We start from the raw sequence: 11829 nt of genomic DNA, 5'->3' as shown, positions 1-11829 counted from the left end.
ACGAAGGACCACGAAGACGCACGAGGGCCGATTCCCGGCCCTTGTCCCTGTTGTAGCCTGCGGATATGGACAAGAAGGCCGCGACCGGACTGGTCGAGAAGTACATCGCGATGTGGAACGAGACGGACCAGGGGCTCCGGCGGGCCCTGGTCGCCGAGGTCTTCACCCCGGAGGGCACCTACACCGACCCGGTGGCGGACGCCGCCGGCCACGCGGCCGTCGACGCCTATCTGGCGTCGGCGCAGGGGAACTTCCGGGGCATGAGCTTCACCTTCGGCACCGTCCTGGCGCACCACGACGCGGTGCACTTCACCTGGCGGGTCGGCCCGCCCGGCCGTCCGCCGGTGGCCAGCGGCTCCGACGTCGCCTGGGTGGCGCCGGACGGCCGGATCGGCCGGCTGTACGGCTTCTTCGACGGCTTCTGAGACTTCCCACGACGACGGCCGCGGCCCCGGAGCTCGATGAGAGCTCCGGGGCCGTTCCGGGACGGTACCGGCGGGTCAGGAGGCGGGCTCCCGGGGGCCGGACCGCAGTGCGGCGAGGGCGCCGGTCGCGGTGGCGGCGAGCACCAGGCCGGCCGCCGCCAGCGTCGTCCCGTCCGGGTCGAGCAGCGCCTGGCCGCGCAGCGCCTGCCAGAGGATCAGCGCGAACACCGCCGCGTACGCCCCCGCCGCGACCAGCACCAGCCGCAGCCGCAGCCGGTCGTCGGCGAGCCGCGCGAAGCGCGGGGCCAGCAGCCCGAGCAGCAGCACCAGCAGCGGCAGGAGCTGGAGCGCGTGCATGCCGAAGAAGTGCGGCACCCGCAGGTCCCCGCCGGCCGTCGACCAGCCGGTCAGGGCCATGCCGGGGCCGCCGTCCGGCACGCCGATGCTGTGCGCGCCCACCACGTCGGTGACGCCCATCTTCTGTCCCGGCGCCGGCCGGTCCATCAGGAAGCCGACGGCGGTCCCGGCCAGGGCCAGGACGATGCCGCAGCGCATCGCCCAGGCCGAGGCCCGGTCGGCGAGCCGGGCCCGGACCAGCAGCACGGCGAGGGTGAGGGTGGCCAGCCACAGGAGGATGACCGTGCCCCCCATCACGTTGTAGAGCGTCTCGTCGAGCGGGGTGGCGTAGTTGAAGTGACTGCGCCTGCCGCGCGCCGCCTGGCCCGAGATGATCACGATCTCGATGACGCTGCCCGCCCCGACGACCGTCCCCGCCCACCACACGAGCCGCCGGCGGCGGGGGACGAACGACACCATCCACGCCAGGGTGAGGCAGAAGGCGGCGAAGGACAGCGAGAACTTGAACGGCTTGAGCCAGATCGGGGCGTCGAGCAGGACGCGGTCGTCGACCAGGAGGCCCACGGCGGAGACGACCGCCGCGGGCACCATCACCGCCGCCGCCAGCAGGAGCGGACGGTGCCACGACCGCCACCCGGCCGGCGCCTCCCCCTCCGCGGGGGGCGCGGAGGGGGTCACGGACGCGGAGGGCTTGGATGACAGGGACATGGGGTTCCTCGGATGCGGTCGGCCGGCTCAGCCGGAGACTCGTACGGGCAGCCGCCGGGGACAGATGATCTGCATCGGGTCCTCGAACTCGACGCCGGCGGCGTGGTCCACGGTGATGCTCTCGAAGCGGTCGAACAGCGCGTCGAGCGCGATCCGGGCCTGGAGCCGGGCCAGCGGCGCCCCCAGGCAGAAGTGCGCGCCGAGACCGAAGGCGATGTGCCCGCTGGTGTCCCGGTGGAGGTCGAAGCGGTCCGGGTCCGGGAAGCGCCGGGGGTCCCGGTTGGCCGCCCCCGACCAGAGCGTCACCAGCTCGCCCTTGCCGATCTTCCGGCCGCACAGCTCGGTCTCCGCGGTGGTGACGCGCACCAGGCGGGCGAAGGGCGGGTAGAGCCGGGTCAGCTCCTCGACGGCGTTGGGCAGCAGCGTGCGGTCGGCGCGCAGGGCGGCGAACGCCTCGGGGTGGCGGTCGAAGGTGAGGACCGCGTTGCCGAGCAGCGCCATCGAGGCGGCGTGGCCGGCGAAGAGGGTGAGTCCGATCAGACCGATCAGATCGCCGTCCCGCAGGGGCGCGTCGTCGATGGTGGCCCGGGTGAGCATGGTGATCACGTCGTCGCCCGGGTTCTCCCGGCGCCTGCGCACGTGCTCCAGGATGTAGGCGTTCATCTCCCGCAGGGCGGGGACGATCTCCTCGGCCATCACCTCGGGCGGCACCGTCGCGGCGTCCAGCGCGCCCAGGGCGTCGCCCCAGCCGCGGTACATCGGGACGTCCTCGGCCGGCAGTCCGAGCATCTCGGCGACGACCAGGATCGGCAGCGGGTAGGCCACCTCCCCGATGAGGTCGAAGCCGTCCTTGCCGGACACGGCGTCGAGCAGTTCGGCCATGGTCCGCTCGATGCGTCCGGCCAGTCCGGCCACGGCGCGCGGGGTGAAGGCGCCGCTGATGGCGCGGCGCAGCTTCTTGTGGTGGGGGGCGTCGCTGGTGACCAGGTTGCCCATGAGGAAGAGGTCGAAGTCGGGCTGGGGGTCGTTGTACAGCCGGACCGTGTCCGAGGAGAAGGTGGTGGGATCGGTGAGCACGCGCGTGATGTCGGCGTGCCGGAAGAGCTGCCATCCGTACGTGTCGTCGTGATGGACCGGGTGCTTCTCGTGCATCTCGCGGAACCAGGCGAAGACCGCGTCCACCGGTTCGGTGACGGATCGCTGGGACGTCGTCATGAAAACCCCTGGGGTGAGGTGGTGGGAGCGGGTGGTCAGAGGCCGATCATCGAGCGGTAGACCCTGCGGTCGACGCGCGGCACCGCGATGCCGTGGGTGGCGGGGGCGGCGGCCGGCAGCGGGGCCAGGGTCGGCGAGCCGGCGACCCGGAGGCCGGACTCGATGGCGCCGTCCATGTAGCCGGTCCAGCCGAGGGCCAGGTCGTCGCCGCAGAACTTGATCCTGCCGAGCGGCTGGGCGATCGCCCGGTGCAGCGCGGTCAGCTGGCCGGGGCTGCGGTAGGTGGGGCCGCCGAGGGAGAACTCGTCGGCCTGCCAGTCGCAGACGGTGTACGAGCGCAGCGTCGCCGAGGGGACGATGCGGCGGACCGCGGCCTCCACGGCGGCGTGGCTGGCGAGGTTCAGGGTGGGGTCGACGGTGAAGGCGACAACGGGGGCGTTGTCGTTCATCCGGCCCATGATGACGAAGGGGTGGTCCTCGGGCGCCTCGGCGAGGAAGCGGTCGGTGGGCGTCGCCAGGTCGAGCCAGACCTTCTTCTGCCGGGGGACGCCGTAGCCCTGCTGGGTGGCCGTCCGGTGGGCCTGCGGGAGGCCGGGGCTGAAGGTGATCCGCTTCCAGACGTTGACGGGGACGGCCATGACGACCTCGGGCGCGCAGTACGAGAGGCCGGCCCGGGTGACGACGGTGACCCGCCCGTTGGCCTCGGTGACGGAGGCGACCGGGGAGTTGAGCTTGAGGTCGGGGCGGCCGTCCGCGAGGATCGCGCCGGCCAGCGCGGCGGTGCCGCGCTCCATGCGGTAGGTGTTGATCCCGGAGAAGCCGGTGTAGTTCCAGCCCGCCAGCGCCCACCACTGGGCCAGCTGGAGCAGGGAGCCGCGTGCGGTCGGCGCCCCGTACAGGCCGGTGGTGCTGGTCATCCGGATCTCGTCCTCGGGCGCGTAGGCCAGCTGGTTCAGCCGATCGCGCAGGGAGAAGCCGTCGAGCGGGGTGATCAGGTCCTCGCGGGTGAACGGCGCGTAGGGCCGGGGGAAGTACTCCCGCGCGCCGTCGAAGAAGGGCGTGAACAGCTCGCCCTGCCGGGTGTAGGCGGTGATCGGGTCGGACTCGGCGAAGCCCGTGGTGGTCGGCATGAGGACCCGCTCGGGCCCGGCGTCGGCGACGACGTTCAGCCGGTAGCGGGATATCTCGCGCCAGACGTGCGGCTGGAGCGGGTCGACCCAGGCGCCGCCGCGCTCGATCTCGTAGTCGTTGAAGCGGTCGGTCCAGGTGCGGCCGCCGATCCGGTTGCGGGCCTCCAGGAGGAGGACGCGGCGGCCCTTGGCCCGCAGTTCGCGGGCGGCGACCAGACCGGCCAGACCGGCGCCGACGACGATGCTGTCGTAGCTGGTCCGGGCGGTGAGGTCGGCGCTCTCGGCGGCCTCGGCGAGCGAGGGCAGGCCGGTGGCGAGCGCCGTGCCGGCGAGGGCGAGGCCGCCGGACCTCAGCGCGGCTCTGCGGGATATCGCCGAGCGGGAGGTGGCCTTCGTGCCACGGTCGGTGAACATGGATCCCCCGTGAATGATGTCGAGTCAGGTGTCGGACGGGTGGAGGCACGGCGGAGCCGGGAATCCGAGGCGCTGTGGGCGACGGGTTCCCGGCTCGTGGTGCCGGTGTGCGGTTCGGGATCAGGCGGAGGGCTTGCGGAACTGCTTGATCAGCGAGGCGTAGCTGTTCTCCGCGTCGCCGGCGGCGACCGCGCGCTTGGCCAGCTCCAGGAAGAAGCGGGGCAGCTCGGCGTTGACGCCGAGGGTCTCGCTCTCCTCCACCAGGTGCGTCATGCCGCCCACGTGGACGTTGACGGTGGCGTCGGTGGCCGGGTACTCGCCGGCGTCGATCTGCTGGGCGTAGGCGGAGGCGTACTCGGCGGTCACGTTGATCGCGGTGACGGCGAGCTCCGCGAAGGTGGACGCCTTGACGTTCGCGGTGCCGAGCAGCGCGGCGCCGTGCAGGAAGCTGTTGAGGACGCCCCACATGATGCTGAGGACGGACAGGTCGTAGAGGGCCGACAGGCCGTGGTCCTCGTCCAGGTAGACGGTCGCCTCGGCGCCGAGCACCTCCAGGGTGGCGCGGTGCTCCTCGAACGTGGCCTGCGGGCCGGCGTAGAGGAGGGTGGCCTCCTCGGTGCCGATCGCGTGCGGCAGGGCCAGGATGGCGCCGTCGAGGTAGGCGGCGTCGAGCTTCTGCGCCCACTCGGCGGTCTCGCGGGCCTGGGTGGAGCTGGCCGTGGTCAGGTTGACCAGGGTGCGGCCGGCGAGCGAGCCGCCGACCGGGCCGAGGAGCTGGTGCACGGCGTCGTAGTCGGAGACGCAGACGACGACGAGCGGGCTCGCCTCGACCGCGCTCTGGACCGAGTCGGCGAGGACGGCGCCGCGGGCGACGAGGTCGTCGGCCTTGGCGGCGGACCGGTTCCAGACGGTGGTCGGGTGGCCCTTGGCCAGGAAGGCGCCGGCGAGGGCCTGGCCCATGAGGCCGAGGCCGATGACGGTGACCGGCGCGCCGGAGGCGGGAAGGGTGGACACAGGGGTACTCCGTACGTCGTGCGGCGGGTGCGCCGCGTCGGGTGTGATCGGTGGTGGGGGGGGTCGCTCCCCGGCGTGAGGCGCGGTCAGGCCTGCGCCGCGCCCTCGGCGTCCCAGGGGCCGCTGACGCCGAACGGGTTGTCGACGACGTAGCGCCAGTAGCCGTCCTCGCCGCGGTGCAGGACGTCGATGGCCACGCCCTTGAGGAGCTCCGGCCGGCCGTCCTCGTCCAGCGCCGCCATCTGCCACTCGACCACCAGCTGGGCGGTGTCGCCGACGACCAGCTGCTGGCGGACCGTCGCGTCGACGGTGGGCTTGCGGTTCTTCAGGAACTCGACCACGTAATCGCGCCGGGCATCGCCGTACAGCGGAAACCCGGGCTCCCACATTCCGAGCGCGTTGTCGACGTACATGGCATTGACCGCGTCCGCGTCGCCGGAGTTGAACGCTATTCCGAAAGCCTCCTGGTGCTTTTCTATGTCGGTCACCAGTGTGTAATTGGCATCGGTCACGGCGCATTCACTCCATTCATGTCTGCAACACCTGCGGAAATCCGATCCGGACGATACCAGCGGACCCTTCCCACCCTGGTCTCCTGCCAGTAATCGGCCTTCCCCGCGGCGTCGGGGTTTCCGATTACCGGGGAATGACCGCCGGTCGGGTTCCGTGGGACCCGAGTTCACCGAAAGCGGTTCGGTGAAGCGTCGGCGGACGAATGCGCGGGGGCGTCGGGGAAATGCCAGGAGGAACAGGGGACGACGCGCGGGGAACGGGCGCCGGGGCGACGGCGCTCGGGCGGAGCTTCGCGGCCGCGCTGACGGAGGGCCTGTCGCGGTCGGTGGCGTCGCGCGCGTACGCGCTGCCCGGCAGGCCCGCGGCCGGCGCGGTGCTGCCGGATCCCTACGCGGACGCGGGGCTGCGCCGCTTCGCCGGGGCGCTGCCGGGCCCGTCCGCCGGCGAGGGGCGGTTCGGCTCCGGGGCGCGGGAGGCGTCGGTGCGCCGGGCCCGGGAACTGCTGCGGGACGTCTTCGGGCTCGCCGCGCCGGCCGGACCCGACGGTCCGCCGTCCGCGGACGGGGCGCCGCCGGCCCGGCGCGAGGAGGCGGCGGTCGTCACGCTGCTGCTGGAGTGCGCGGTGCGGGCGGTGCTGGAGGAGGGGCCGTTCGAGGCGTCGGCCCGCCGGCCGCCCGAGCTGGTGCGGGCGCTCGGCCGCCGGCTGCGCGAGGTGGCGCCGGACCCGGTCCGGAGCGGCTGAGCCGCCCCTCCCGCCGACGGCGGGTCAGCTGGCGGCGGCGGACGGCCACAGCGGGGTGACGTGCGGCTGCGGCCCCACGCCCCGGCGGGCGACGGTCCGGGTGCCGTCCTGGTCGGTGGCGTGCAGGATCTCGGCCTGCAGGCGGCGCAGCTCGGCGGAGGGTTCGAGGCCGAGTTCGCTCTTGAGGATGGCGTAGAGGTGCCGGTACGCCTGGAGGGCCTCGCCGCGGCGGCCGGCCCGGTGCAGGGCGGAGATGAGCTGGCCGTGGAACCACTCGTGCAGCGGGTGGTCGTTGACGAGGGTCCGCAGTTCGGGGAGGAGTTCGCGGTGGCGGCCGAGGCGTATCTCGGACTCGACCCACAGTTCGAGCGCGCGGATCCTCAGTTCCTCCATGCGGGCCACCCGGCCGGTGAGCACCGGTCCGACCTGGACGTTGCACAGCATCGGTCCGCGCCAGAGCCTCCTGGCCTCGACGAGGTGGGCGGCGGCGTTCTCCGGGAAGCCCTGGGAGAGGTCCCGCTGGGCCTGGCGCACGAGCCGTTCGAAGACGTGCACGTCGGTCTGGTCGCCGTCGATGTCGAGCCGGTAGCCGGGGACCTGGGTGACGAGCGGCCGGCGGTCGGCGGTGTCCAGCGCCTCGTCCAGCATGCGGCGGGCGTGGTAGACGTGGGTCTGGAGGATCTTGGGGGCGTTGCCCGGCGCGTTCTCGCCCCACAGCTCTCTGATCAGCGTGTCGGTGGCCACGGCCTCGCCCGGCTGGAGGGCGAGCACGGCGAGCATCTGGCAGATCTTCGGGGCCTTCGGCGTGTGGGTCCGGCCGTCACCGGTCACCAGCTCGAAGGGGCCGATGAGGTTGAACTGCACGGGACGCGCTCCTACTCCGGCGCGTGGGCGCCTCGCGGGTGCTGGTGGGGGTCCCGGCATCGTAGGAAGGGTTCGCGGGCCGGCACGGGCGCGCCGGGCCGAGAATGTCACCTTTCCGGACGGGCAGTGGGCGGTCCGGCGGGCCTCCCCCGGCCGGGCCCCGGTCGCCCCGGAGCGGCAGGTCAGCGGGCCGGCACCGGGTCGCCGCGCAGCGGCCACACCGGGTCGACGACGGCTTCCGGGTCGCCCTTGCGGCGCAGGAAGTCCTGGAAGTTCTCGGCCCAGGCGCGGTACCAGCCGATCTGCCGCTCGTGCAGTTCGGCCGGGGCGAGGGCGGCCACCTGCGGGTGGCGGTCGGCTATCGCGAGGGCGACGCGGACGGCGGCGAGGGCGTCGGCGGACGCCTGGTGGGCGCTGGTGAGCTCCACGCCGTACTCGCCGCAGACCGCTTCCAGGGTGCGCTTGCCGCGCCGGTAGCGGTCGACGGCCCGGTCGATGGTGTACGGGTCGAGGACGGGCCCGATGCCGGTGCCGCCCATCCGCTCGGCGAGCGAGGGCAGTCCGTGCCGGCGGAGTTCGGCGGAGAGCAGGGTGAGGTCGAAGGAGGCGTTGTACGCGACGACGGGGACGCCCTGGGACCAGTAGCCGGTCAGGGTCTCGGCGACCTCGTCGGCGACCTCGCGGACCGGGCGGCCCTCGGCGGCGGCGCGCTCGCTGCTGATGCCGTGGATGGCCGCGGCCTGCTCGGGGATGTGGACTCCGGGGTCGGCGAGCCAGTCCCGCTGCCGGACGACCGCGCCGCGGTGGACGCCGACGACCGACGCGGTGACGATGCGGGATTCGAGCGGGTCCGTCCCCGTCGTCTCCAGGTCGAAGCCGACCAGTGGTTCCCCATGCCAGGCCATCGGGTCCTCCTTACGTGATCTCCCCCGTTGGTGCTGCCACCCTCGCACGCGCCACTGACAACGCCGCCGCGGGGTGCGCGGCCGGGGCTCAGGAGACGGGGCGGGAGTCGAGCCAGACGGACTCGAACTCCTCCCGGTAGGTCTCGAAGAGTCCGTGGTCCGCGTCACGTCCGGGGGCGTCCTGGCGGACGACGGTCCGGCCGCCGCCGCGCAGCACCAGGACGGGCGCCTCCATGCCGCGGGCCCTGCGGAGGTAGGACTGGACGACGCCGACCCCGTCGGGGCCGTCGCCGTCGACGAGGTAGGCGGTGAAGCGGGGGGTCTCGTCGAAGACGTGGATCTGGAAGGCGTCGGGGTCGCGGAGCTTGGAGCGGACCCGGCGCATGTGCAGGATGTTCATCTCGACGGAGCGGCTCAGTTCGCCCTTGCGGATGCCGAGCTCCCGCTCGCGGCGCTTGACGGCGCTGCTGGCGGGGTTGAGGAAGAGGAGCCGTATCCGGCAGCCGGACTCGGCGAGGCGGACCATGCGGCGGCCGGAGAAGTTCTGCACGAGCAGGTTCAGGCCTATGCCGGTGGCGTCGAGGCGGCGGGCGCCGCCGAAGAGGTCCTCGGCGGGCAGCTGGCGCTGGAGCCGGACGCGGTCGGGGTGGACGGAGACGACGTCGGCGTAGCGGTCGCCGACGAGGTCCTCGACGGCGTCGACGGGCAGCCGGTCGGCGGAGGGGACGCCGGCGCCGCTGCCGAGGATCTCCAGGATGCGGGCGGAGGCCCGTTCGGCCTGGGCGAGGACGGTGGGCGAGAGGGCCCGGTTGCGGGAGACGACGTTGCGGGTCACCTCCAGTTCGTCGAGGGCGAGTTCGACCTCGCGCCGGTCGTCGAAGTAGGGCTCGAAGCAGGGCCAGTGCTGCACCATCAGCTCGCGGAGCTGGGGAAGGGTGAGGAAGGAGAGGACGTTGTCGTCGGCGGGGTCGAGGAGGTAGCCCTTGCGGCGGGAGACCTCGCGGACGGCGACGGCCCGGCGGACCCATTCCTGGCCCGCCGGGCCGGCGGCGGCGACCACCCACTCGTCGCCGTGGACGGGTTCGTAGACCGGTCTGAGGACGGCCGCGACGACGGCCCGCATCCGCTGCTCGACGAGATTGAGCCAGATGTAGGCGCGGCCGGCGCGCTGGGCGCGGGTGCGGACCTCGCCCCACGCCTCGGCGCCCCAGTCGAGCTCGGCGCCGATCTCGACGGGGCGGGCCACCGGGACCGCGCCGGGGGGCGCGGCCTGGCCGGTGGGGAGGATCACCGTGGGCGGTGCCTCCCCGGGGTCGGCCGGTCCCCCCTCGTGACCCGCGTCACCTGGGGGCAGCTCAAGACCTCCCGAGCCCACCCGCGCACCGCCTTCTGCTCCGGACCCTCGTACCGATTCTTCCGACAAGATCAAGGAAGGGTACTCCGCGAGCGGGAGGCGGTGCAGCAGGATCGGTCGGCGGAATGCTCAACTCCGGCTGTCCGGCTGTCCGTTCTGCGAGGCGAGATCGGGCGGAGTGAGGGGATTCATAGCGGTTACGTCCCTGGGGGCGAGCTGGAAGCCCTGCCAGTGGACGGGCATGGGCTGCTGGTCCTCGTCCCGGGCGATGTGGTGGAACCCGATGTTGACCCACACGGTCGGTTTGGCCAGAGTCTCCCCGTTGACCCATTTGTCCACGCTGTCACCGGCGGCGGCCGGGCAGTTGCCGATGTTGTTGCTCGCGTACTGCTCGCAGGCGCGGGACTGGGTGAAGTAGACGTCGTGCTTGGTGAAGCCGCGGCCGGCGTGGGTGTCGGTGTGACCGGGGACGATCTCGTAGCTGCGGGCGTGGCCGTCGGCGTTCTTGCCGGTGCCGCTGACCACCCGCCACCAGCGCATGTTCTTCGCGTCGCCGGCGAGCTCCTTGGTCACCGCGGTGCGCTTGGTCTTCACCGTGGGGCCGCCGTCGCCGACGGGCGCGGTGACGGTGGAGTCGTACTGCTCGATCCGGTCCTTGCCGTTGTCGAGGCCGAAGTCGAGCTTCCAGAAGACGTTGTGGGCGTGGCTGGTGGCGTAGCCGCGGGCCTCCTTGCCGATGGGCCAGCCGCGGCCGTCGGTGGCGTTGTAGTCGACGGGCGAGAGGCTGCCGGTGGCGCCGACGTTGGCGCCGATCGTGCCGTCGGCGGCGAAGCGCCACTCGGAGATGTACTCGTACCAGCCGACCTTGTTGACGGTGTAGACGAGCAGGTCCTTGGCCTGGGCCTGGTAGACGCCGGAACCGCTGTCGCTGGCCATGCGGTAGGCGTGGCCGCGGGCGCGGGTGGTGGTGCACAGGCCCTTGACCGTGCCGACCTCGGGGACCTTGACGGAGGAGAGGGTGCCGCCGGGGCACTCGGCGGGCTTGAGGTCCTGCAGGCCCCAGCCGAAGCCGGCGCCGGTGAGGTCGTCGTACTCGGCGCCGCCGTCGTCGTAGGGCACGTGGATCTGGGCGAGCCGGGCGGTGGTGAGGACGCGCACGGGCGCGCCGCCCGGCGGCTGGTAGGTGACCCGGTCGAGGATCAGGCCGGCGTCGGTGCTGTAGCGCCAGCACATGTCCCAGGACGCGCCGCCGTCGAGCTTCTTGGTGATGCGGTACGCGGCCGAGCAGGCGGCCGAGACGGACGGGTGGGGCCGGGTGGTGGGGAAGGTCCCCGGGGTCGGCGGGGTCGGCGGGGCGGGCGCGGCGGCCGCGGTCGCGGTGCCGAGGGAGGCGGTGACGGCGAGGGCGGCGAGGATCCCCCTGGCCCGCCGGTGGTGCCGGTCGGTCATGCGGACGTGCTCCTTGCGTACGGGCCCCGCGGACGGGGCGGGTGACGACAACGGCGGGCGGCGGTGGTCAGCCGACGCGGACGACGTTCTTCGCGGAGAGGTCGACGATCAGGTTCCGGGTGTCGATCCAGGCGCCGTTGCGGACCTTGGTGACGAGCCGGACGCAGCGGTGTTCGCCGCAGCGGGAGAGCGCCTCGGGGACGTTCCTCTCGCGGTGGACGCGGTAGACGTCGCCGTTGAACCAGAGCTGGTCGGCGCTCTTCAGTTCGGTGCCGGTGGCGTCCCGGAAGTCCTCCTCGACGCCCTTGCCGAGGGGGCTCGCGAGGATGAGGTCGAGCGCGGCGCGCAGCTCCTCGGGGTGGGCCGAGGGCTGCACCCCGCGACTGGTCGCGGTGGACACGACCTTGCCGGTGGCGAGGTCGACGGTCCGGGTGACGAGCTCGTCGCGCGCGTAGTCGTAGAAGCGGACCTGGGCGCGGCGGTCGCCCTCCCGGCCGGGGACCGGGTCGGCGAGTTCGGTGCCGAGGTGCTGCGGCCGGCCGCGGTCCCCGTCGACGTCCTGCCGGGCGGCGGTGTCGGCCGGGCCGAGCGCGAGCGTCCTGGCCCGGTCCAGCTCGGCGTCGGTGAGCGGATCGGTGCCGATGCCGCGGTAGCCCTCGGCGGCGGCCGGGGCGACGGGGGCGGGGGCGAGCGCGGCGGCCCCCCGGCCGCCCGTTCCCTCCGCGCCCCCGGCGCCTTC

General features: G+C 73.3%; 12 protein-coding genes. 2 read left to right on the top strand and 10 right to left on the bottom strand.

Annotated elements, in window-relative coordinates:
- The first annotated feature begins 65 nt into the window (after positions 1-65).
- Positions 66-425 carry a nuclear transport factor 2 family protein gene (locus tag IE321_RS27010; protein ID WP_043226389.1) on the top strand — a complete coding sequence of 120 codons (360 nt, stop codon included), beginning with the start codon at positions 66-68 and terminating at the stop codon, positions 423-425.
- Between the two features lie 75 nt (positions 426-500).
- On the opposite strand, the gene IE321_RS27005 is transcribed toward IE321_RS27010, so the two are convergent.
- The 5 genes from IE321_RS27005 to IE321_RS26985 form a co-directional block, all read right to left on the bottom strand.
- The gene (locus tag IE321_RS27005) at positions 501-1373 is read right to left on the bottom strand and encodes a hypothetical protein (protein ID WP_190224863.1); all 873 of its coding nucleotides are present in this window, start codon (positions 1371-1373) and stop codon (positions 501-503) included.
- Positions 1374-1517: 144 nt separating this feature from the next.
- Positions 1518-2705 carry a cytochrome P450 gene (locus IE321_RS27000; protein WP_190224858.1) on the bottom strand — a complete coding sequence of 396 codons (1188 nt, stop codon included), beginning with the start codon at positions 2703-2705 and terminating at the stop codon, positions 1518-1520.
- A gap of 35 nt (positions 2706-2740) precedes the next feature.
- Complete coding sequence (locus IE321_RS26995) at positions 2741-4249, bottom strand: flavin monoamine oxidase family protein (RefSeq protein ID WP_190224857.1); 1509 nt, start codon at positions 4247-4249, stop codon at positions 2741-2743.
- A 120-nt stretch (positions 4250-4369) separates the two neighbouring features.
- Complete coding sequence (locus tag IE321_RS26990) at positions 4370-5263, bottom strand: NAD(P)-dependent oxidoreductase (RefSeq protein WP_043226393.1); 894 nt, start codon at positions 5261-5263, stop codon at positions 4370-4372.
- Between the two features lie 86 nt (positions 5264-5349).
- Positions 5350-5775: a YybH family protein gene (locus IE321_RS26985; protein ID WP_043226396.1), complete on the bottom strand. Its 426-nt coding sequence runs from the start codon at positions 5773-5775 to the stop codon at positions 5350-5352.
- A gap of 224 nt (positions 5776-5999) precedes the next feature.
- Between IE321_RS26985 and IE321_RS26980 the strand changes: the two genes are divergently transcribed.
- Positions 6000-6518 (top strand): hypothetical protein, encoded by a 519-nt coding sequence (locus tag IE321_RS26980; protein WP_190224856.1) that lies wholly within the window; start codon positions 6000-6002, stop codon positions 6516-6518.
- Between the two features lie 24 nt (positions 6519-6542).
- On the opposite strand, the gene IE321_RS26975 is transcribed toward IE321_RS26980, so the two are convergent.
- From IE321_RS26975 to IE321_RS26955, 5 genes are all read right to left on the bottom strand, one after another.
- Entirely contained in the window at positions 6543-7382 is an 840-nt protein-coding gene (locus tag IE321_RS26975) for an AfsR/SARP family transcriptional regulator (RefSeq protein WP_079022190.1), read from the bottom strand.
- A 182-nt stretch (positions 7383-7564) separates the two neighbouring features.
- Positions 7565-8287, bottom strand: coding sequence for a 3'-5' exonuclease (locus tag IE321_RS26970; RefSeq protein ID WP_043226397.1), 723 nt, complete (start codon positions 8285-8287; stop codon positions 7565-7567).
- Positions 8288-8375: 88 nt separating this feature from the next.
- Positions 8376-9662, bottom strand: a complete 1287-nt coding sequence (locus tag IE321_RS26965; RefSeq protein ID WP_043226398.1) for a DUF5919 domain-containing protein — start codon at positions 9660-9662, stop codon at positions 8376-8378.
- A 108-nt stretch (positions 9663-9770) separates the two neighbouring features.
- Positions 9771-11090 carry a copper amine oxidase gene (locus IE321_RS26960; protein ID WP_190224855.1) on the bottom strand — a complete coding sequence of 440 codons (1320 nt, stop codon included), beginning with the start codon at positions 11088-11090 and terminating at the stop codon, positions 9771-9773.
- 67 nt (positions 11091-11157) lie between these two features.
- On the bottom strand, positions 11158-11829 hold a 672-nt coding region (locus IE321_RS26955), incomplete at its 5' end, for a Tat pathway signal sequence domain protein (RefSeq protein ID WP_190224854.1).

It is taken from the genome of Streptomyces hydrogenans, from assembly GCF_014656075.1.
Classification (GTDB): Bacteria; Actinomycetota; Actinomycetes; order Streptomycetales; family Streptomycetaceae; genus Streptomyces; species Streptomyces hydrogenans.
The sequence above is the reverse complement of the archived record's forward strand: the minus strand, read 5'-3'. Positions and strand labels throughout refer to the sequence as shown.

Bases quoted from the DNA above. Each gene is read 5' to 3' on its own strand.
- IE321_RS26960 (WP_190224855.1), bottom strand. From the start codon at position 11,090: ATGACCGACCGGCACCACCGGCGGGCCAGGGGGATCCTCGCCGCCCTC.
- IE321_RS27005 (WP_190224863.1), bottom strand. From the start codon at position 1,373: ATGGTGCCCGCGGCGGTCGTCTCCGCCGTGGGCCTCCTGGTCGACGAC.
- IE321_RS26970 (WP_043226397.1), bottom strand. From the start codon at position 8,287: ATGGCCTGGCATGGGGAACCACTGGTCGGCTTCGACCTGGAGACGACG.
- IE321_RS26995 (WP_190224857.1), bottom strand. From the start codon at position 4,249: ATGTTCACCGACCGTGGCACGAAGGCCACCTCCCGCTCGGCGATATCC.
- IE321_RS27000 (WP_190224858.1), bottom strand. From the start codon at position 2,705: ATGACGACGTCCCAGCGATCCGTCACCGAACCGGTGGACGCGGTCTTC.
- IE321_RS26980 (WP_190224856.1), top strand. From the start codon at position 6,000: ATGCCAGGAGGAACAGGGGACGACGCGCGGGGAACGGGCGCCGGGGCG.
- IE321_RS27010 (WP_043226389.1), top strand. From the start codon at position 66: ATGGACAAGAAGGCCGCGACCGGACTGGTCGAGAAGTACATCGCGATG.